Consider the following 21542-nt stretch of genomic DNA (forward strand, 5'->3'; position numbering starts at 1 on the left):
CGGTTCCCGACCCTCCCAGCGCCGGTGGGCAGTGGTCGCGCATCACCTGACCCGCCACCCGAAGGAGTGAACATCGGAGGGGAGTTGGCGGGCAAGTTCCTCCGGCGTGTGCCCGGCTCGGACGCGGCGGGCCGGTTGGACGCGCGCGGCAGGCTTTGGCAATATTCGCCACCACGTCTTCCCGGAGCGCCTCATTCCAGCCCAAACCAGGCGCCTGACCTGCGAGGTCGCGGGAATTGCCGGGGGCTTGCCGGTCCGGGGCGCACCGTGTGAAGGGGTCGTGCAGACTGACCGGGTGCGTACTGATCTCGTCTCGGAACCCGGCGACGCGACCCGCCCCAACGAGGACTTCGCCGGTGTCGGACTACCCGCCTGCGGACAGGGAGGTTGCGTGATCGCCCTGGACGGGGTGACGCCGCCGAGGGGCGGGACGGGCTGTCTGCACTCCGTGCCCTGGTTCACCGCGCGGCTGGGCGGCGCGCTGACCGAACTGACCGTTTCCGGCCGAGATCTGACGCTGCCGGAGATTCTCGCGCGGGCGATCCGGCGCACCGCCGAGGCACACGCGGACACCTGTGACCTTTCTCACCCACGGACGCCCCAGGCAACCGTCGCCCTGGCCCGCTGGTCCGCCGCCGAGGTCGAGTACCTGGTGCTGTCGGACGCGGCGCTGCTGCTGCGGGGGCCCGACGGGACGGTGACCCCGGTGCTGGACGACCGGCTCGCCCGGCTCCCCCGCTCCGCGCTGGTCTCGGACGCCCTGGTCGACGCCCGCCTGCGCAACAAGGAGGGCGGGTTCTTCACGGCCGCCGCCGACCCGGCCGTGGCGGCCCGCGCGGTCACCGGTGCGCTGCCCCGGCGCGAGGTGCGGGAGCTGGCCGCGCTGACGGACGGCGCGGCCCGGTGGACGGAGACGTTCCGCGAGGGGGACTGGACGGCCCTGTTCGACGTGGTCGCCAAGGAGGGCGCCCGGTCGCTGGTCGAGCGGGTGCGGGAGCTGGAGTCGGCGGACCGGGAGCGGCGGGCCTTCCTCGGGCGGGGCAAGACGCACGACGACGCGACGGTGGTGTACGCGCGGTTGTGAGCCGCGGGGTACGCGCGGTGGTGAGCCGCGGCGCACGCGCGGCTGTGAGCGCTATTTCGCCATGACGTCGTTCAGCTCGTGCAGCAGCCGGGCCAGCTCGGCGACCTCGCGGCGGTCCCAGTGGGCCAGCTCGCGGACGTAGCGGGCGCGGCGGGCCTCGCGGACGGTGCCGACGCGGCGCCTGCCCTCCTCGGTGAGGGTGACCAGCCAGGCGCGGCCGTCGGCCGGGTCGGGTTCGCGGGCGATCAGGCCCAGTTCCTCGAGGGCGCGCAGCTGCCGGGACATGGTGGCCTTGCCGACGCCGATGTAGGCGGCGAGTTCGGTGGCCCGCCGGCCGCCCTGTTCGTCCAGCCGGATGAGCAGGCCGTAGGCGGAGGACTCCAGGTCGGGGTGGACCTCCCGGGCCATCTCGGCCTGGTTGGCCCGGGCGCGCCGCAGCAGCACGGTCAACTCGCGTTCCAGCGACAGGAATTCCTGGTCTGCACCACTGGGCGTCACCTGGCAGGCGGCGCCCGGTCCACCGCTGTTTCTGTCCTCGTGCACGTCAGCACCCCTGATCGGTTTCGCAGTCCTGAAAGTTTCTGTCACACGTCGTCATTGCCGCAGCTCCGTCAGTATTTCGCAGGCATAGACCAACGGCGTCGTCCGGACCCCCTTCCACGCCGTCATCTACGTGCGTAGCTTCTTTACCACGCCCTTAATGGCATGCCCACGCCCAGAGGGCCGGCGGTCACCCCCCACGATCCCCACATCGCTCCCCCACTCCCCATCCCGGAGGCACGCCATGACCGTGCTCAGACCCGGTCCCACCCGTCGTACCCGCCCGCTCCGCCCGCGCCCCCTCGCCGTCCTGGTCACGGCCCTGCTCGCGGCGCTCTCCCTCACGCTCCCCCTCACCTCCGCCCGGGCCGCGGACACGCCCGCCCGCGGCTCCGCCTACATGGGCATCGGCGTCCTCGCCCACGACGGGCGCAGCGGCACCCCCAGCACCGGCGACGTCACCCAGACCGAGGGTGTCGACGTCTCGGGGTACCAGGGCAACGTCGCCTGGTCCACGCTGTGGAACAGCGGCGTGCGCTGGGCGTACACGAAGGCGACGGAAGGCACGTACTACACCAACCCGTACTTCGCCCAGCAGTACAACGGCTCGTACAACGTGGGCATGATCCGCGGCGCCTACCACTTCGCCACCCCGGACACCACCAGCGGAGCCACCCAGGCCAACTACTTCGTCGACCACGGCGGCGGCTGGTCACGGGACGGCAAGACCCTGCCCGGCGCCCTCGACATCGAGTGGAACCCCTACGGCGCCGCCTGCTACGGCAAGACCGCGAGCCAGATGGTCAGCTGGATCGCCGACTTCATCAACACCTACAAGGCGCGCACCGGGCGGTACCCCGTGATCTACACCGCCACCACCTGGTGGACCCAGTGCACCGGCGACTACGGCGGCTTCGCGGTGAACAACCCGCTGTGGATCGCCCGCTACGCCGCGGACCCGGGGACCCTGCCGGCCGGGTGGTCGTTCTACACGATGTGGCAGTACACCTCCTCCGGCCCGACGGTCGGGGACCACGACAAGTTCAACGGCGCCCTGGACCGGGTACAGGCCCTGGCCAACGGCTGAGGCGACGGCCGGGCCGCCAGGCCGTGCCGTGCCGTGAGCGGGCACGGCCCCGGCCCGCGGGCGCCCCGGGCGCGGGCCGTTCTCCCCGGCCCGCGCCCCGCGTTCCTCCCGGCGTCCCTCCCCGGCCCGCGCCTGCGTTGGTGCTCCGCGCCGCCCGGGATCATGCTGGTCAGGAGAGCCTGCCGAGCAAGGGCGAGATGAGCGGCGATGGAGCGACCAGCGACGTACACGGCCACGGCCACCATCGATGAGCGGGGCATCCTGACCGGCTGGAGCGACGGCGCGCGGCGGCTGCTCGGCTACGACGCCCCGGCGGTGGTCGGCCGGCCCGCCGCCGCGCTGCTCGCCACCGACGCCACCGGCGCCCGCCGGACCCTGGCCGGCCGCGGCCGCTGGCACGGCACCGTCCCGCTGCGCCACCAGGACGGCCGGCGCCTGGAGCTGGACGTCCTCGCCCACCGCCGCACCTCCCCCGCCGGGCGCACCGACTGGCTCGTGGTGAGCGCGGTGACGTCCCGGCCGCAGCCGCCCCGGGGCGATCCCCTGGAGGAGTGGACCTTTCTCCAGTCGCCCTTTCCGCTGGCCGTCTTCGACCCGGACCTGCGCCTGCTGCGGGCCAACCGCCGGCTGGAGCACGCCCTGGCCCTGCCCGAGGCCGCCATGCGCGGGCTGCGCCTGACCCACATCGTGCCCGGCGCCGCGAGCGAGGAGGCCGAGCGGTCCATGCGGGCGGCGCTGGAGTCCGGCCGGCCGCAGGAGGCGCACGGCCGGCTCGGCCCGGACTTCGGCCGGACCGCCGTCCTCACCCCGCTGAAGGACGCCGACGGCCGGGTACGGGCCGTCTGCCTGTCCGTGTCGCGGCCCGCCCCGGACGCCGCCGGCGCGCCGCCCCCGGCGGACGGCACCGGCCCGGGCGCCGCGACGGCGGCGGACCAGGTCCTCGCCGCCCAGGAACTCGGCAAGGTCACGGTCCCCCGGCTGGCGGACGTCATGGCGGTCGACCTGCTGGACCGCCCGCGCTCCGGCGGCGGGGCCGGCGGACCGCAGCCGGGGCAGGTCGTGCTGCGCCGGGCCGCCCTGCGCGCGGTCCCGGACGGCGAGGGGACCCGTGGCACCTGCGTGGGCGAGACGGTGGTCTGCCCGGCCGGCTCGCCGCCCGCCCGCTGCCTGGCGACGGCCCGCCCGCTGCTGTACGACACGGCGGAACCGGGCATCGCCGAGTGGGCGGCGCTGGACCCGTGCGCCGGGTGGCTGCGCGCCTCCGACATCCGGTCCCTGCTGGCGGTGCCGCTGGTCGGCGCGGGCGGCACGCTCGGCGTGGCCCTGTTCGGCCGGACCCGGCGGCGGGAGCGGTTCGGGCCGGAGGACGTACGGCTCGCCGAGGAGTTCACCGCCAAGGCCGCCGCCTGCATCGAACAGGCCCGCGCCGGGGCCCCGGCGCCCGACACCGCGCCGCTGCGGCACGGGCTGCTGCCGCACCCGCTGCCCGACCAGGCCGCCCTGGAGATCACCACTCGCTGTCTGCCGGCCGCGAGCGGGACCGGTCCGGGCGGCGACTGGTTCGACGTGATCCCGCTGTCGGGGGCGCGGGTGGCGCTCGTCGCGGGCGACGCGGCGGGCCGCGGCATCCGCGCCTCGGCCACCGTGGGCCGGCTGCGCACGGCGGTGCGCACCCTGGCCGACGTGGACCTGCCCGCCGACGAGCTGCTCGCCCACCTGGACGACCTGGTGCTGCGGCTGGCCGCCGACGAGAGCAGCGCGGACCCGGCCACCGAGACCGCCGGCGGCATCGGCACCACCTGCCTGTACGCCGTCTACGACCCCGTCTCGCGCCGGTGCGCGGCGGCCCGGGCCGGGCACCCGCCGCCCGCCGTGGTCACCCCCGACGGCGCCGTCCGCGTCCTCGACGTGCCCGCCGGGCCGCCGCTGGGACTGGGCGGGCCGCCCTTCGAGGCGGTCGAGACGGAACTGCCCGAGGGCAGCCTGCTGGCGCTGTACGCGAACGGACCGGCCGAACCCCACGGCCGGGCCGTCGGCCGGGCCCTGGACGGGATGTACGGCGCGCCGGACCGTCCGGCGCCGTCGCTGGACTCGGTGTGCGACCGCGTCCTCACCGAGCTGGCCGGCCACCGCCCGGACGACCAGCTGTCCCTGCTGCTGGCCCGTACCCGGGTCCTGCACGAGGACCGGGTGGCCTGCTGGGAGCTGGACCACGAGCCGACCGTGGTCTCCCTGGCCCGCCGGTACGTGGAGGAGCAGCTGTCCGCGTGGGGCCTGGAGGAAGCGGCGTTCACCACCGAGCTGATCGTCAGCGAACTGGTCACCAACGCCATCCGCTACGGCCGCCCGCCCGTCCGGCTCCGGCTGCTGCGCCCGGGCACCGGCCTGATCTGCGAGGTGTACGACGCCAGCGGCAGCACCCCGCACATGCGGCGGGCCCGGATCTTCGACGAGGGCGGGCGGGGCCTGCTGCTGGTCGCGCAGCTCGCCGAGCGCTGGGGGACCCGGCACGAGCGGACCGGCAAGACGGTGTGGGCGGAGCAGAACCCGGCCGGGCAGGTCCCGGTGGAGCAGGCCCTGGCCGTGCTCTGAGCCCGCTCCGGGGAGCGGACGCGGGGCCCGGGGTGTGACGGCCCGGGATGCGGCAGAGGCCCGGGCCTCCCTCACGGGACCCGGGCCTCGCCTTTCCCATGGCGTCCGTCACGCCGCCACGGGAACCGCCGGCTCCGCGCCGTTCGCGGCCGGCGCGAGCGCCAGCTCCAGGACCTGGCGGACATCGGTGACGGTGTGGACGTCGAGCTTGTCCAGCACCTCGGCCGGCACGTCGTCCAGGTCGGGCTCGTTGCGCTTGGGGATGATCACGGTGGTCACCCCGGCGCGGTGGGCGGCGAGCAGCTTCTGCTTCACGCCGCCGATGGGCAGGACCCGGCCGGTCAGCGAGACCTCGCCGGTCATCGCCACGTCCGTGCGGACCAGCCGACCGGACAGCAGCGAGGCGAGGGCAGTGGTCATCGTGATGCCCGCGCTGGGCCCGTCCTTGGGCACCGCGCCCGCCGGGAAGTGGATGTGCACGCCCCGGTCCTTCAGGTCGGCCACCGGCAGCTCCAGTTCGGCGCCGTGGCTGCGCAGGAAGCTCAGCGCGATCTGCGCCGACTCCTTCATCACGTCACCCAGCTGGCCGGTCAGGGTCAGGCCCGCCGCGCCCGTCTCCGGATCGGCCAGGGACGCCTCCACGTAGAGCACGTCGCCGCCGGCGCCGGTGACCGCGAGACCGGTCGCCACGCCGGGCACCGCCGTACGGCGCTCGGCCGGGTCCTGGGCGGACTCGGGCACGTGGTGCGGCCGGCCGATCAGGTCGCGCAGATCGCCGTCGGTGACGGTGAACGGCAGCTCCCGCTCGCCCAGTTCGTGCTGGGCGGCGACCTTGCGGAGCAGGCGCGCGATCGAGCGCTCCAGGGTGCGCACGCCCGCCTCGCGCGTGTACTCGCCGGCCAGCTTGCGCAGGGCGCCCTCCTCCAGGGTGACCTCGTCCCGGTCCAGGCCGGCCCGCTCCAGCTGGCGCGGGAGCAGGTGGTCACGGGCGATGACGACCTTCTCGTCCTCGGTGTAGCCGTCCAGGCGGACGATCTCCATGCGGTCGGCGAGGGCCTCCGGGATGGCCTCCAGGACGTTGGCGGTGGCGAGGAAGACCACGTCGGAGAGGTCAAGCTCGACCTCCAGGTAGTGGTCGCGGAAGGTGTGGTTCTGCGCCGGGTCGAGGACTTCGAGCAGGGCGGCGGCCGGGTCGCCCCGGAAGTCGGAACCCACCTTGTCGATCTCGTCCAGCAGGACCACCGGGTTCATCGACCCGGCCTCCTTGATCGCGCGCACGATCCGGCCGGGCAGCGCGCCGACGTACGTACGGCGGTGGCCGCGGATCTCGGCCTCGTCGCGGACGCCGCCGAGGGCGACCCGCACGAACTTGCGGCCCATGGCGTGCGCGACGGACTCGCCGAGGCTGGTCTTGCCGACGCCGGGCGGGCCGACGAGGGCCAGCACCGCGCCGCCGCGCCGCCCGCCGACGACGCCCAGGCCCCGGTCGGCGCGCCGCTTGCGCACGGCCAGGTACTCGGTGATGCGTTCCTTGACGTCCTCCAGGCCCGCGTGCTCGGCGTCGAGCACGTCCCGGGCGGCCCGGATGTCGTACGCGGAAGCGCTGTCATCGGTCCGCTCGTTCCACGGCATCTCCAGGACGGTGTCCAACCAGGTGCGGATCCAGGAGCCCTCGGGCGACTGGTCGGAGGCGCGCTCCAGCTTGTCGACCTCCTTCAGGGCGGCCTCGCGGACCTTCTCCGGCAGGTCGGCGGCCTCCACGCGGGCGCGGTAGTCGTCGGACTCCTCACCCTCCTTCTCGCCGTTCAGCTCGCGCAGTTCCTTGCGGACGGCCTCCAGCTGACGGCGCAGCAGGAACTCGCGCTGCTGCTTGTCGACGCCTTCCTGGACGTCCTTGGCGATGGTCTCGGCCACCTCCTGCTCGGCGAGGTGGTCGCGCAGCTGCTGGGTGGCGAGGCGGAGGCGGGCCACCGGGTCGGCGGTCTCCAGCAGTTCGACCTTCTGCTCGGTGGACAGGAAGGGCGAGTAGCCCGAGTTGTCGGCCAGCGCGGAGACGTCGTCGATGGCCTGGACGCGGTCCACGACCTGCCAGGCGCCGCGCTTGCGCAGCCAGCTGGTGGCGAGCGCCTTGTACTCCTTGACCAGTTCGGCGACCTGGCCCGGCAGCGGGTCCGGCACGCTCTCCTCGACTTCGGCGCCCTCGACCCAGAGCGCGGCGCCCGGTCCGGTGGTGCCGGCGCCGATGCGGACCCGGCTCCGGCCGCGGACCAGGGCCCCGGGGTCACCGTCGGCCAGCCGGCCCACCTGCTCCACCGTGCCGAGGACGCCGGTCTTGGCGTACGTGCCGTCGACCCGCGGCACCAGCAGCACCTTGGGCTTGCCGGGTTCGGAGCGGGCGGCGGCCTGCGCGGCCTCCACCGCGGCCCGCACCTCGGCGTCGCTCAGGTCCAGCGGAACCACCATGCCGGGCAGTACCACCTCGTCGTCGAGCGGCAGCACGGGCAGGGTCAGCGTGAACGCCGGTGACTCAGCAGCCATGATCTCCCCTTAGGCAGTCAACTTGAGCTATGCCGACTCAATGTTCCGGCGTCGCCGATTGTTCCCGGGGATTTGTTCGCTCTGAGCGATCAGCTGCTCCCAACGGCGCACCCAGGGGTCGCGCCCGGCCAGGAAGACCCCGGCGGTCCGCGCTCCGCCCGGCCCGCTCCCCCGCCCCGGACCACTCGTCCGTGGGCGTCCTGTCCAATTCCCGTGACCGCCCGGCCCTGTTCGAGCAGGATGGGGGACATGACTGCCGTGTACGACACTCCCGTGGTCCTGGATCGACGCGAAGGCCCGTACGGCGAGGTGGTGCTGCGCAGGCACGGTGCGCTCCTGCAGATCATCGCCAACGGCTGCTTCCTGATGGACACCTCCGACGGCCGCTCGGAGCGGCTGCTGGTCGACGCCGCCCGTGCCGCGCTGGACGGGCGCGCGGCCCCGGCGGTGCTGATCGGCGGGCTGGGCGTGGGCTTCTCGCTCGCGCACGCCGCCGCCGATCCGAGGTGGGGCCGGATCACCGTGGTGGAGCGCGAGCCCGCCGTCATCGACTGGCACCGGGACGGCCCGCTCGCCGAGATCTCCGCCGGCGCCCTCGCCGACCCCCGCACCACGATCGTCCGAGCCGATCTCGTCGCGTACGTCAATGAGACATCCGACACGTTCGACGCGCTCTGCCTCGACATCGACAACGGGCCCGGCTGGACCGTCACCGAGGACAACGACAGCCTCTATTCACCGGCCGGACTGGCGGCCTGCGCAAGGGTGTTGAGGCCCGGTGGAGTACTCGCGGTGTGGTCCGCCGAACCCTCTCCGGAATTTGAAGGAACCTTGCGGAATGCCGGGTTCCAGCAGGTGCGTACCGAAGAGGTGCCCGTTGCCCGGGGCGTTCCCGACGCCGTCCACCTCGCCGTCCGACCTGGATAGCGACAGCGCGGTGAGTCCCCGTAATGTGCTGCCCTGACGCGGATCATTCAGCCGATCATTCAGGCGTCGGACGCAGACATGGGATCACCCCACGGATTCCGGAAAGCAACACAACAGGGGCGGGCGATGGAGCAGACACACACCTCCCAGAGCGGCGCGGCGACGACCACCCCGGGCGCACAGCGCCGGGTGCTGGTCGTCGAGGACGACCCCACGATCGTCGACGCCATCGCGGCCCGGCTCCGTGCCGAGGGATTTCTGGTGCAGACGGCGGCCGACGGTCCGGCCGCCGTCGACACGGCCGAGGCCTGGCAGCCCGACCTGCTGATCCTCGACATCATGCTGCCCGGCTTCGACGGGCTGGAAGTGTGCCGGCGGGTGCAGGCGCAGCGGCCGGTGCCGGTGCTGATGCTGACCGCGCGGGACGACGAGACGGACATGCTGGTCGGACTCGGTGTGGGCGCCGACGACTACATGACCAAGCCGTTCTCCATGCGTGAGCTGGCGGCCCGGGTGCACGTGCTGCTGCGCCGGGTGGAGCGGGCCGCGCTGGCCGCCGCCACGCCCCGCACCGGCATCCTGCGCCTCGGCGAGCTGGAGATCGACCACGCCCAGCGCCGGGTGCGGGTGAAGTCCGAGGACGTCCATCTGACGCCGACCGAGTTCGACCTGCTGGTGTGCCTGGCGAACACCCCACGCGCGGTGCTCTCCCGGGAGCAGCTGCTGGCCGAGGTGTGGGACTGGGCGGACGCCTCCGGCACCCGTACGGTCGACAGCCACATCAAGGCGCTGCGCCGCAAGATCGGTGCCGAGCGGATCCGGACCGTGCACGGCGTGGGCTACGCGCTGGAGACACCGGCCCCGTGAGCGGCAGCGGGCGCCAGGCCGCACGGAGGAGCCCCGGGAGCCTCGGCGAGGAACCCTGGGGCGGCGTACGCCCGTTCTCGATCAAGACCAAGCTGGGTGCGCTGGTCGTCATCGCGGTGCTCATCACCACCGGCCTGTCGCTCGTCGCGGTGCACACCCAGACGGAGCTGCGCTTCATCACGGTCTTCTCGATGATCGCCACCCTGCTCATCACCCAGTTCGTGGCGCACTCGCTGACCATGCCGCTGGACGAGATGAACACGGTGGCCCGGTCCATCTCGCAGGGCGACTACACGCGCCGGGTGCGGGAGAACCGGCGCGACGAACTCGGCGACCTGGCCCAGACGATCAACGTCATGGCCGACGAGCTGGAGGCCCAGAACAACCAGCGCAAGGAGCTGGTGGCGAACGTCTCGCACGAGCTGCGCACCCCGATCGCCGGGCTGCGCGCGGTGCTGGAGAACATCGTCGACGGGGTCACCGAGGCCGATCCGGAGACCATGCGGACGGCCCTGAAGCAGACCGAGCGGCTCGGCCGCCTGGTGGAGACCCTGCTGGACCTGTCCCGGCTGGACAACGGCGTGGTGCCGCTGAAGGCGCGCCGGTTCGAGGTGTGGCCGTACCTCTCGGGCGTGCTGAAGGAGGCCAACATGGTCGCCTCCGTGCGCGCGGGCATCGCCTCCGGCTCGGGCAGCCACACCCGCACCGACGTCCATCTGCACCTGGACGTCTCGCCGCCGGAGCTGACCGCGCACGCCGACCCCGAGCGCATCCACCAGGTCGTCGCCAACCTGATCGACAACGCGGTCAAGCACAGCCCGCCGCACGGCCGGGTGACCGTGAAGGCGCGGCGCGGCCCCCAGCCGGAGTCGCTGGTGCTGGAGGTCCTGGACGAGGGTCCGGGCATCCCCCGGTCCGAGTGGCACCGGGTGTTCGAGCGGTTCAACCGGGGTGCGGTCACCCGGCCGCACGGCCCGGGCAGCGACGGCGGGACCGGGCTCGGGCTGGCGATCGCCCGGTGGGCGGTGGATCTGCACGGCGGCCGGATCGGGGTGGCCGAATCCGAGCGTGGCTGCCGGATCATCGTCACTCTTCCGGGACTGACTTCCCTGACGAGTTGACGTAGGGTCCGGACCGGAAGCACAAGATCCACGACGGTCCCCGGCGGGTTCGCGCGGCAGGACACGTGTGATCGGCGCAGGCCCGGGCACCCGCCTGACGTTGGCGGCGGCGGGTCCCGCCGGTGCACCCTTTCACCTGCGGAACCACGCTTGTTTCCCGCCATATCAAGCCCCGAAACAAGATTTCCGATGTGACTTACGCGACGATGACCATGCTCGACCTGACCTTCCCGGCCAGGGAGGCGTAGCCTTTATTCCCGCTGTCCATCACCTTGTGAAGCGGAAGAGGGCGGTTGCCGCCGTGTCGCCACAGTCCCCCAGTAACTCATCGAGTCTCTCCACCGACGACCAAGCCGGGAAGAACCCCGCAGCCGCGTTCGGTGCGAACGAATGGCTCGTCGACGAGATCTATCAGCAGTACCTCCAGGACCCGAACTCCGTAGACCGCGCCTGGTGGGACTTCTTCGCCGATTACAAGCCGGGGGCTCCGGCCACCCCGGCCCCGGCGGGTGCCGCGGCCACGGGGGCCGCGGAGACCACCACGGCCCCGCAGGCACCCGCGGCCCCGGCCCCCCAGGCCGCCGCCCCGGCCCCGAAGCCCGCCGCGGCCCCCGCTCAGGCCCCGGCCCCCGCGGCTGCCGCCGCTCCCGCGGCGAAGGCCGCCCCGGCCAAGCCGGCGCAACCCGCACAGGCGCCCGCTCAGCCGACGGCCAAGACCGAACCCGCGAAGGAGGCCCCCGAGGGCCCCGAGCTGGTCACGCTGCGCGGCCCGTCCGCCGCCGTGGCGAAGAACATGGACGCCTCGCTGGAGATGCCGACCGCCACCTCGGTCCGCGCCGTCCCGGTGAAGCTGCTGTTCGACAACCGGATCGTCATCAACAACCACCTCAAGCGCGCCCGCGGCGGGAAGATCTCCTTCACGCACATCATCGGGTACGCGATGGTGCAGGCCATCAAGGCCATGCCGTCGATGAACTGGTCCTACGGCGTCAAGGACGGCAAGCCGACCCTGATCAAGCCGGCGCACGTCAACCTCGGCCTGGCCATCGACCTGGTCAAGCCCAACGGTGACCGCCAGCTCGTCGTGGCCGCCATCAAGAAGGCCGAGACGCTGAACTTCTTCGAGTTCTGGCAGGCCTACGAGGACATCGTCCGCCGCGCCCGCGACGGCAAGCTGACGATGGACGACTTCTCCGGCGTCACGGTCTCCCTGACCAACCCCGGCGGCCTCGGCACCGTCCACTCCGTGCCGCGCCTGATGCCCGGCCAGTCCGTGATCATGGGCGTCGGCTCCATGGACTACCCGGCGGAGTTCCAGGGCACCAGCCAGGACACCCTGAACAAGCTCGGCGTCTCCAAGGTCATGACGCTCACGTCGACCTACGACCACCGGGTGATCCAGGGTGCCGCCTCCGGCGAGTTCCTTCGCCAGGTCGCCAACCTGCTGCTCGGCGAGAACGGCTTCTACGACGACATCTTCGAGGCGCTGCGCATCCCCTACGAGCCGGTCCGCTGGCTCAAGGACATCGACGCCAGCCACGACGACGACGTCACCAAGGCCGCCCGCGTCTTCGAGCTGATCCACTCCTACCGGGTCCGCGGCCACGTCATGGCCGACACCGACCCGCTGGAGTACAAGCAGCGCAAGCACCCCGACCTGGACATCGTCGAGCACGGCCTCACGCTGTGGGACCTGGAGCGCGAGTTCGCCGTCGGCGGCTTCGCCGGCAAGTCGATGATGAAGCTGCGCGACATCCTCGGCGTGCTGCGCGACTCGTACTGCCGCACCACCGGCATCGAGTTCATGCACATCCAGGACCCCAAGCAGCGCAAGTGGATCCAGGACCGGGTGGAGCGCCCGCACTCCAGGATGGAGCGCGAGGAGCAGCTGCGCATCCTGCGCCGGCTGAACGCCGCCGAGGCGTTCGAAACCTTCCTGCAGACGAAGTACGTCGGCCAGAAGCGCTTCTCCCTGGAGGGCGGCGAGTCCGTCATCCCGCTGCTGGACGCGGTGATCGACTCCGCGGCCGAGTCCCGCCTGGACGAGGTCGTCATCGGCATGGCCCACCGCGGCCGCCTCAACGTGCTGGCCAACATCGTCGGCAAGTCGTACGCGCAGATCTTCCGCGAGTTCGAGGGCAACCTCGACCCGAAGTCGATGCACGGCTCCGGCGACGTGAAGTACCACCTGGGCGCCGAGGGCACCTTCACCGGCCTGGACGGCGAGCAGATCAAGGTCTCGCTGGTCGCCAACCCCTCCCACCTGGAGGCCGTCGACCCGGTCCTGGAGGGCGTCGCCCGCGCCAAGCAGGACATCATCAACAAGGGCGGCACGGACTTCACGGTGCTGCCGGTGGCGATCCACGGCGACGCGGCCTTCGCGGGCCAGGGCGTGGTGGCCGAGACCCTGAACATGTCGCAGCTGCGCGGCTACCGCACCGGCGGCACGGTCCACATCGTCATCAACAACCAGGTCGGCTTCACCGCGGCCCCCGAGTCCTCGCGTTCCTCCATGTACGCGACGGACGTGGCCCGCATGATCGAGGCCCCGATCTTCCACGTGAACGGCGACGACCCGGAGGCCGTGGTCCGCGTCGCGCGTCTGGCCTTCGAGTTCCGCCAGGCGTTCAACAAGGACGTGGTGATCGACCTCATCTGCTACCGCCGCCGCGGTCACAACGAGTCGGACAACCCGGCCTTCACCCAGCCGCTGATGTACGACCTGATCGACAAGAAGCGCTCGGTGCGCAAGCTGTACACCGAGTCCCTGATCGGTCGCGGCGACATCACCCTGGAAGAGGCCGAGCAGGCCCTCCAGGACTACCAGGGCCAGCTGGAGAAGGTCTTCACCGAGGTCCGCGAGGCCACCTCGCAGCCGGCCACCGGGGACGCCCAGGCGCCCCAGGACGGCTTCCCGGTCGCGGTCCCGACCGCGGTCTCCACCGAGGTCGTCAAGCGGATCGCCGAGTCCCAGGTCAACATCCCGGACACCATCACCGTCCACCCGCGGCTGCTCCCGCAGCTCCAGCGCCGGGCCGCGATGGTGGAGGACGGCACGATCGACTGGGGCATGGGCGAGACCCTCGCCATCGGCTCCCTGCTGCTGGAGGGCACCCCGGTCCGGCTGGCCGGCCAGGACTCCCAGCGCGGCACCTTCGGCCAGCGTCACGCGGTGCTGATCGACCGGGAGACCGGCGAGGAGTACACCCCGCTGCAGTACCTCGCCGAGGACCAGGCGCGGCTGAACGTCTACAACTCGCTGCTGTCCGAGTACGCGGCGATGGGCTTCGAGTACGGCTACTCGCTGGCCCGCCCGGACGCGCTGGTGATGTGGGAGGCCCAGTTCGGCGACTTCGTCAACGGCGCCCAGACGGTCGTCGACGAGTTCATCTCGTCGGCCGAGCAGAAGTGGAGCCAGACCTCCGGCGTCGTCCTGCTGCTCCCGCACGGCTACGAGGGCCAGGGCCCGGACCACTCCTCCGCGCGCCCCGAGCGGTTCCTCCAGCTGTGCGCGCAGAACAACATGACCGTGGCCATGCCCACGCTGCCGTCGAACTACTTCCACCTCCTGCGGTGGCAGGTGCACAACCCGCACCACAAGCCGCTGGTCGTCTTCACCCCGAAGTCGATGCTGCGCCTGAAGGCCGCCGCGTCGAAGGCGGAGGAGTTCACGAGCGGCCAGTTCCGCCCGGTCATCGGCGACAGCACGGTCGACCCGGCCGCGGTCCGCAAGGTCGTCTTCTGCGCCGGCAAGGTCTACTACGACCTTGAGGCCGAGCGGCAGAAGCGGGGCGTCACCGACACGGCGATCATCCGCATCGAGCGTCTCTACCCGCTGCCGGGTGACGAGCTCCAGGCGGAGGTCAACAAGTACCCGAACGCCGAGAAGTACCTCTGGGCCCAGGAGGAGCCGGCGAACCAGGGTGCCTGGCCGTTCATCGCGCTCAACCTGATCGACCACCTGGACCTGGCGGTCGGCGCGGACATCCCGGCCGGCGAGCGGCTGCGGCGCATCTCGCGTCCGCACTCCTCGTCCCCGGCGGTGGGTTCGGCGAAGCGGCACCAGGCCGAGCAGGAGCAGCTGGTGCGTGAGGTGTTCGAGGCGTAAGCCGGAGCATCAGAGGCGTCGGCCTCCCGAAAAGGGCCCGGTACCGAGTTCTCACTCGGCACCGGGCCCTTTCGCCTGTTCAGAGGGGTTTCGCCGGCTCGTGCCCGGCCCTGCGCCTCGCTCTTGGCCGCCCTACTCGTCGTCCTCGTCGTCGAGCCGGGCGAGCCAGGTGGCCAGCCGCTCCACGGGCACCTCGAAGTCCGGGTTCAGGTCCACGAACGTGCGCAACTGCTCGGCGAGCCACTCGAAGGTGACCTCTTCCTCGCCACGCCGCTTCTCCAGCTCCTCGATACCGCGGTCGGTGAAGTACATAGGGGCTACGTCTCCTGCGTAAACATCCAGCCGGCAACTCTCCCCACCAGCGTATGCCGCCGCGGACGCGCCCTGGCCCGGGGCGGCCGCGCGCAGGCGGCTCCCGCACGCCGGTGCCCCCCTCGAAAGAGTGTCTTGACTTCACCTCGCCGCGATATATCGTGTTTGAGAGAGGACGCGATATGGCGTGTCACGACCGCGCCCCGGCCGAGGAGGTCCCATGTCCGAGTGGTCCGTCGCCGAGCCCCAGAAGCTGACCTTCGACAGTCCCGTGCGCGATCTCCAGGTGCGCATCGTCAACGGCACGGTGAACGTCGTCGGCACGGAGGAGGACTCGGCGCGGCTCGAGGTCTCGGAGCTGACGGGCCCGCCCTTGGCGGTCACCCGGAACGGCTCCACGCTGACCGTGGCCTATGAGGACCTGCCCTGGAAGGGCTTCCTCAAGTGGCTCGACCGCAAGGCCTGGCGCCGCAGCGCGGTGGTCTCGCTCGCGGTCCCGGCCGGCACGCGCGTGGAGGTGGGCGTGGTGGGCGCCGGCGCGGTCGTCTCGGGCATCCGCGGCTCCGCGGTGATCAGGGGGGTGAACGGCGACACCACCCTGGTCGGCGTATCGGGCCCGGTCCGCGCGGAAACCGTCTCGGGAAGCCTGGAGGCCCAGGCCGTCACCGGGGACCTGACGTTCCACTCGGTCTCCGGAGACCTCACCGTCGTCGCGGGCTCCGGCCCCTCCGTGCGCGCCGAGACCGCCAGCGGCTCGATGATCGTCGACCTGGACCCGGACGGCCCCACGGACGTCGGCCTGACCAGCGTCTCCGGCGAGATCGCCATCCGCCTGCCGCACCCGGCGGACGCCGAGGTGGAGGCGAACACCACGAGCGGTGTGGTGTCCAACGCCTTCGAGGGACTGCGGGTGCACGGCCAGTGGGGCACGCACAAGCTCACCGGCCGGCTCGGCGCGGGCACCGGCAGACTGCGGGCCACGACGGTCTCGGGCTCGATAGCCCTGCTGCGCCGGCCGCCCCGGGACGAGGAGGAGCACGCGTCCTGGCAAGCCGGCCCGTCGCGACCGCCGGAGCACGACACCACGACCGTCACCGTCACGGTCACCGACCCGGCGCCCCCCGGCACCCCCGGATCCCCCACCGCGCCCGGGACACCCGGCGCGCCCCCGGAGGCCCCGACCGCCACGGACACCCGCACGGCACCCCACCCGGCCGATCACCCGCCGGCCGCGCCGGGGGACAATTCCGTCTCCGGCCAGGACGCCGCCGCCACCGGCGCACCGGCCGACGGCACGACCGACAAGAAGGTGCTCTGACATGCCTCCCGTCTTCGCCCACGGCCGCCTGCGCCTGTACCTGCTCAAGCTGCTCGACGAGGCCCCGCGCCACGGCTACGAGGTGATCAGGCTCCTGGAAGAGCGCTTCCAGGGCCTCTACGCCCCCTCGGCGGGCACGGTCTACCCGCGCCTGGCCAAGCTGGAGGCGGAGGGCCTGGTCCGGCACACCACCGAGGGCGGCCGCAAGGTATACGCCATCACGGACGCGGGCCGCGCCGAACTGGCCGCCCGCAGCGGTGAACTGGCCGACCTGGAGCTGGAGATCCGCGAGTCGGTCGCGGAACTGGCCGCCGAGATAAGGGCCGACGTGCGTGGCGCGGCCGGCGACCTGCGCCGCGAGGTGCGCGCCGCCGCGTCCGAGGCCCGCCGCGCGCGGGCGTCCGGGGGCGACTTCGCCCAGGGCGAGTACGGCGACCTGGGCGACAAGGAGGCGTGGCGGGCCGCCAAGGAGGAGATGCGCCGGGTCAAGCAGGAGTGGAAGGAGCAGGCCCGGCGGGCGAAGGACGAGAGCCGCCGGGCACGCGAGGAGGCCGAGCGGGCCCGCCGCCAGGCCCAGGAGGCGCAGGCACGGGCACGGGTCCAGGCGCAGGAAGAGGTGCAGCGCGTCGCCCGGCGCGTCCAGGAACGCGTCCAGGCCCACTTCACGCGCGGCGACTGGCCCACCGGCCTCCGCGAGGGCCTGTCCGAACTGGCGAAGGAATTCGGCGACTTCGGCAAGGACTTCGCCAGGGACTGGACCAGGGACACGGGCAAGGACTGGGGGACGGACCGGGACTCCCCCCGCACCACGGAGGAGACGCCCCGCAGCACTCCGTCCCCGGAGCCGCACTACACCCCGGCCACGGAGGACTTCCCCGCCGAGTACGAACCGACCTGGGCCCACGAGACGCCCACCGGCGACCCGGCCCGCGACCTGGACCGCCTACTGGACCGCTTCCGGGACGACATCCGCGACGCGGCCCGCGACAACGGCATCACACCGGCCCAACTCCGGGAAACGCGCCACCACCTCACCAAGGCGGCGGCCCACATCGCGGCGATCCTCCACCCCCACAACACCTGACCCGAACACCCGCCCCGGAGGCAAGCCCCCACGCCCCACTCCACCCCCGCCCCGCGGCCAACCGGCCGGAAAGCCCCGCCCCGCAGCCAACCGAACCGGCAAGCCGGCCCCAACAGCCGACACAGCGGGGCCCGCAACCAACGCGAGCCGGGAGTCCCCACCGAGGGAGCCGAGGAGGCCGACCTCCAGCCACCCGAGCCGGGGATGCCTGCCCCCAGCCAACCGGGCCGGGCACACCCACCCCACCACCAACCCAGTCACGGATCCCCACCAACCGAACCGAGGACACCCACCCACCACCCAACCCAGCCGAATCCCCCACCGATGGAACCGAGGGCGCCCGCCTCCACCCAACCAAGCCGGGGATACCCGCCCAGCCAACCGGGCTGGGGACACCCACCCCACCGACCGAACCCAGGACGCCCACCCTCCACCCAACCCAGCCCGGGGCCTACCCACCAGCCGACCGAGCCGAGGGGCCCCGCCCTCCAGCCAACAGAGTCGGGTGGGTGGGTGGGCAGGTCTTCGGGGTCCGGGGCGGAGCCCCGTGAGGGTCACTTTTCAGCCGACCGAGTCGGGTGGGCGGGCGGGCAAACCCTCGTCACCCCCTCGAACGTCACCCCGAAGTCGGCCAACACCTCCCCCGCCACCCCCGGCAGAACCGTGAGCGCCAACAACACATGCTCACCCCCGACAAACCGCTCCCCCCGCCCGACAGCCACCCGCAACGCCCGCTCCAGCACATCCCTGGCCCCCCGGCCGAACCTGGGCCGACCCCCGCCCCACCACCCCGGACTCCCCGACTCCCCGGCCATCGCCCCGACCCCGTGCGCCTCCTCCACCCGGGCCACGACCTCCCTCACATCGATCCCCAGCCCCGCGAGCGCGTCCGCCTCGGCCCGGGTCAGCCCCGCCCGACGCCGCGCCTCCCCCACCGCCTCGCGCACCGCGTCCCGCGACTCCCCGAGCCCCAGGGCGGACAGCGCGAACGAGGCCCGGCTGCCCTCACTGTCGAGCACCGCGAGCAGCACATGCTCGGCTTCGACGGTCCGCGCCCCACCGCCGCGGGCGTGCGCGACCGCGCCCTCGATCACCGCCCGCGCGTCCTTGGTCAACCGCTCGAACATCAACGCCTCCCGTACTTCTTGTGCACGGCCTGCCTGCTGACACCCAGCTCCGCGGCGATCTCCTGCCACGACCAGCCCTGATCGCGCGCACTGCGCACCTGTACCGCCTCCAACTGCTCCAGCAGCCGGCGCAACGCGGCCACCGCCCGCAGCCCGACCCGTGGATCACGGTCACCGGCACGCTGGGCGAGATTGGTTGCCTCACTCATGCCGTCAACATAGGTTGACACCCCCCATTCGTCAACCCTGGTTGACAATCGGGCCACGCAAAAGGCGGGCCCGGCACCCCGGACCCGCCCTCGGCTCCAAACTCCCCCGAGTATCTAGGAGTTGGTCAGCACGATCTTGCCGAACTGCTCCCCGGACGCGAGCCGTTCGAAGCCCTCACGCGCCCGGTCCAGCGGAAGCTCCTCGTCGATCACGGGCCGCACCCCGGTCGCGGCGCAGAAGGAGAGCAGGTCCTCCAGCTCGTCCTTGGTGCCCATCGTGGACCCGACGACCTTCAGCTCCAGGAAGAAGATCCGGGTCAGCTCGGCGTGCGAGGGCCGGTCCCCGCTGGTCGCCCCGGAGATGACCAGCGTGCCACCGGGCCGCAGCGACTTCACCGAGTGGGACCAGGTCGCCGCGCCCACGGTCTCGATGACCGCGTCCACCCGCTGCGGCAGCCGGGCCCCCGGCTCCACCGCCTCCACGGCACCCAGCTCCACGGCCCGCTTCCGCTTCGCCTCGTCCCGGCTGGTGGCGAAGACCCGCAGTCCGGCCGCCTTGCCGAGGACGATCGCGGCCGTGGCGACACCGCCGCCCGCGCCCTGCACGAGGACCGAGTCCCCGGGGCGCACCCCGGCGTTGGTGAAGAGCATCCGGTACGCCGTCAGCCAGGCCGTCGGCAGGCAGGCGGCCTCGGCGAAGGACAGCTCCTTCGGCTTGGGCAGCACGTTCCAGGTCGGTACGGCGACCTGTTCGGCGAAGGTGCCCTGGTAGCGCTCGGTGAGGATGGAGCGCGGCTCGTGCGGGCCGACGCCGTGGCCGCTCTGGCCGATGACGGAGTGCAGGACGACCTCGTTGCCGTCCTCGTCGACACCGGCGGCGTCACAGCCGAGGATCATCGGCAGCCGGTCCTCGGGGAGGCCGACGCCCCGCAGGGACCAGAGGTCGTGGTGGTTGAGGGAAGCGGCGCGCACGGTGATCGTGCTCCAGCCGGGACGGGCCTCGGGAGCCGGACGCTCCCCCAACTCGAGGCCGGTGAGCGGCTGGTCGCGGTCGATTCGGGCAGCGTAGACAGCGAACATGCAGCCGACGATAGGGGCGCGGCGCACCCCGGCGGAACCAGGCCCGCCTGTGACACATGCCCTCTTGCGCAACGGCACCCGTACGACACAGGACCACCGCCACCCGCGCCCGGCCCCCGAGGCAGGCACTCGCCCGCCGACAAAAAAAACGGCCCCGCCCGAGCGGGCGGGGCCGTTCAGTGCCGGGTCACCGGCGGGCGACGCCCTCCGCGCGCGCGGCGGCCGCGACGGCCGCGGTGACGGCGGGGGCGACCCGCTCGTCGAACGGCGAGGGGATCACGTAGTCGGCGGCGAGGTCGTCACCGACCACCGCGGCCAGCGCCTCGGCGGCGGCGATCTTCATCCCCTCCGTGATCCGCGTGGCCCGCACCTGGAGCGCGCCGGCGAAGATGCCGGGGAAGGCCAGCACGTTGTTGATCTGGTTGGGGAAGTCCGAGCGCCCGGTGGCGACGACCGCCGCGTACTTGTGCGCGACGTCGGGGTGCACCTCGGGGTTCGGGTTGGCCATCGCGAACACGAAGGCGCCCTCCGCCATCGAGGCCACGGCCTCCTCCGGGACCGTACCGCCGGAGACGCCGATGAAGACGTCCGCACCCGCCAGGGCGTTCTCCAGCGAACCGGTGAGGCCGGCCTTGTTGGTGAATCCGGCCAGCTCGCGCTTGACCGGGGTCAGGTCGTCCCGGTCGGCCGACACCACGCCCTTGCGGTCCGTCACCGCCACGTCCCCGATGCCGGCCTCGACCAGCATCTTGGCGATGGCGACACCGGCCGCGCCGGCGCCCGAGATGACGGCCCGCAGCTGCCCGATCTCGCGTCCGCTCAGCCGCGCCGCGTTGCGCAGCGCCGCGAGCGTCACGACGGCCGTGCCGTGCTGGTCGTCGTGGAAGACCGGGATGTCCAGCCGTTCCTGGAGCCGGCGCTCGATCTCGAAGCACCGGGGGGCCGAGATGTCCTCCAGGTTCACTCCGCCGAAGGAGGGAGCGAGCCGGACGACGGTCTCCACGATGTCGTCGACGTCGGTGCAGTCGAGGGCGATCGGGACCGCGTCCACGCCGCCGAACTGCTTGAACAGGATGGCCTTGCCCTCCATCACGGGGAGGGATGCCTGGGGACCGATGTCCCCGAGCCCGAGCACGGCCGTACCGTCGGTGACGACGGCGACCACACTGGATTTCCACGTGTAGTCGTTGACCAGCTCCGGCTGTTCCGCGATCGCGGTGCACACGCGCGCGACGCCGGGCGTGTACGCGAGGGAAAGGTCGTCCTTGTCGCGGACCGGCACGGTGGCCTGCACGGCCATCTTGCCGCCGCGGTGCAGCGCGAACGCCGGATCGAAGGAATCGAGAGGCTCGGCCCCGCCGTCCTGGTCCGTTGTGTTGTCGCTGCGAGGATTGACGATCTCCGCTGCCACTTTGTCTTACCCCTTAGGTATGCATGGTTTGAGGGTCGACCACTCCTGGTGAGGGGTGGGCGGGCACCGCGTACGGCCCGATTGCTGATACGTACGAGGCCATACGCGACGGGCGCGCCGCACACGCGCCCTGAGCC

Annotated in this window: 16 protein-coding genes; 9 read left to right on the top strand and 7 right to left on the bottom strand. The window is 72.5% G+C overall.

Translation table 11 applies throughout. The features are described 5' to 3' along the window. Positions 1-295 precede the first annotated feature (295 nt). Positions 296-1084, top strand: coding sequence for a protein phosphatase 2C domain-containing protein (locus tag IE251_RS31525; protein WP_189756368.1), 789 nt, complete (start codon positions 296-298; stop codon positions 1082-1084). A gap of 51 nt (positions 1085-1135) precedes the next feature. On the opposite strand, the gene IE251_RS31530 is transcribed toward IE251_RS31525, so the two are convergent. Next, positions 1136-1627, bottom strand: coding sequence for a MarR family winged helix-turn-helix transcriptional regulator (locus tag IE251_RS31530; RefSeq protein WP_189756369.1), 492 nt, complete (start codon positions 1625-1627; stop codon positions 1136-1138). Between the two features lie 241 nt (positions 1628-1868). On the opposite strand from IE251_RS31530, the gene IE251_RS31535 reads away from it, so the two are divergent. After that, positions 1869-2711: a lysozyme gene (locus IE251_RS31535; protein ID WP_189756370.1), complete on the top strand. Its 843-nt coding sequence runs from the start codon at positions 1869-1871 to the stop codon at positions 2709-2711. A 207-nt stretch (positions 2712-2918) separates the two neighbouring features. Beyond that, on the top strand, positions 2919-5303 hold the full coding sequence (locus IE251_RS31540; protein ID WP_189756371.1) for an ATP-binding SpoIIE family protein phosphatase: 2385 nt from the start codon (positions 2919-2921) through the stop codon (positions 5301-5303). A 108-nt stretch (positions 5304-5411) separates the two neighbouring features. On the opposite strand, the gene lon is transcribed toward IE251_RS31540, so the two are convergent. Beyond that, entirely contained in the window at positions 5412-7841 is a 2430-nt protein-coding gene (gene lon / locus IE251_RS31545; RefSeq protein WP_189756372.1) for an endopeptidase La, read from the bottom strand. A gap of 249 nt (positions 7842-8090) precedes the next feature. Here lon and IE251_RS31550 point away from each other — a divergent pair, with 249 nt between their 5' ends. The 4 genes from IE251_RS31550 (at position 8091) to IE251_RS31565 (ending at position 14864) form a co-directional block, all read left to right on the top strand. Further along, positions 8091-8768 carry a spermine/spermidine synthase domain-containing protein gene (locus tag IE251_RS31550; RefSeq protein WP_189756373.1) on the top strand — a complete coding sequence of 226 codons (678 nt, stop codon included), beginning with the start codon at positions 8091-8093 and terminating at the stop codon, positions 8766-8768. Positions 8769-8894: 126 nt separating this feature from the next. Continuing rightward, complete coding sequence (locus IE251_RS31555; protein ID WP_030789897.1) at positions 8895-9635, top strand: response regulator transcription factor; 741 nt, start codon at positions 8895-8897, stop codon at positions 9633-9635. Further along, on the top strand, positions 9632-10756 hold the full coding sequence (locus tag IE251_RS31560) for a HAMP domain-containing sensor histidine kinase (protein WP_189756374.1): 1125 nt from the start codon (positions 9632-9634) through the stop codon (positions 10754-10756). The genes IE251_RS31555 and IE251_RS31560 overlap by 4 nt, the downstream gene beginning before the upstream one ends. A gap of 301 nt (positions 10757-11057) precedes the next feature. Beyond that, positions 11058-14864, top strand: coding sequence for a multifunctional oxoglutarate decarboxylase/oxoglutarate dehydrogenase thiamine pyrophosphate-binding subunit/dihydrolipoyllysine-residue succinyltransferase subunit (locus tag IE251_RS31565; RefSeq protein ID WP_189756375.1), 3807 nt, complete (start codon positions 11058-11060; stop codon positions 14862-14864). 132 nt (positions 14865-14996) lie between these two features. Here the strand turns inward: IE251_RS31565 and IE251_RS31570 are convergent, their stop codons facing one another. Further along, on the bottom strand, positions 14997-15176 hold the full coding sequence (locus IE251_RS31570) for a DUF6104 family protein (protein WP_003992906.1): 180 nt from the start codon (positions 15174-15176) through the stop codon (positions 14997-14999). A 220-nt stretch (positions 15177-15396) separates the two neighbouring features. Here IE251_RS31570 and IE251_RS31575 point away from each other — a divergent pair, with 220 nt between their 5' ends. Both IE251_RS31575 and IE251_RS31580 read left to right on the top strand, forming a co-directional pair. Beyond that, entirely contained in the window at positions 15397-16494 is a 1098-nt protein-coding gene (locus tag IE251_RS31575) for a DUF4097 family beta strand repeat-containing protein (protein ID WP_189756376.1), read from the top strand. Position 16495: 1 nt separating this feature from the next. Beyond that, a complete protein-coding gene (locus IE251_RS31580) occupies positions 16496-17578 on the top strand; it encodes a PadR family transcriptional regulator (RefSeq protein WP_189756377.1) in 1083 nt (360 codons plus the stop codon). A gap of 554 nt (positions 17579-18132) precedes the next feature. Here the strand turns inward: IE251_RS31580 and IE251_RS31585 are convergent. From IE251_RS31585 to IE251_RS31600, 4 genes are all read right to left on the bottom strand, one after another. Continuing rightward, the gene (locus tag IE251_RS31585) at positions 18133-18705 is read right to left on the bottom strand and encodes a Clp protease N-terminal domain-containing protein (protein WP_189756378.1); all 573 of its coding nucleotides are present in this window, start codon (positions 18703-18705) and stop codon (positions 18133-18135) included. Further along, positions 18705-18914, bottom strand: coding sequence for a helix-turn-helix domain-containing protein (locus IE251_RS31590; RefSeq protein WP_030794710.1), 210 nt, complete (start codon positions 18912-18914; stop codon positions 18705-18707). The genes IE251_RS31585 and IE251_RS31590 overlap by 1 nt, the downstream gene beginning before the upstream one ends. A 114-nt stretch (positions 18915-19028) precedes the next feature. Next, entirely contained in the window at positions 19029-19994 is a 966-nt protein-coding gene (locus IE251_RS31595; protein ID WP_189756379.1) for a zinc-binding dehydrogenase, read from the bottom strand. Between the two features lie 187 nt (positions 19995-20181). Then, entirely contained in the window at positions 20182-21405 is a 1224-nt protein-coding gene (locus IE251_RS31600; RefSeq protein WP_189756380.1) for an NAD(P)-dependent malic enzyme, read from the bottom strand. Between the last annotated feature and the right edge of the window lie 137 nt (positions 21406-21542).

The sequence above is a fragment of the Streptomyces eurythermus genome (assembly GCF_014649115.1).
Classification (GTDB): domain Bacteria; phylum Actinomycetota; class Actinomycetes; order Streptomycetales; family Streptomycetaceae; genus Streptomyces; species Streptomyces eurythermus.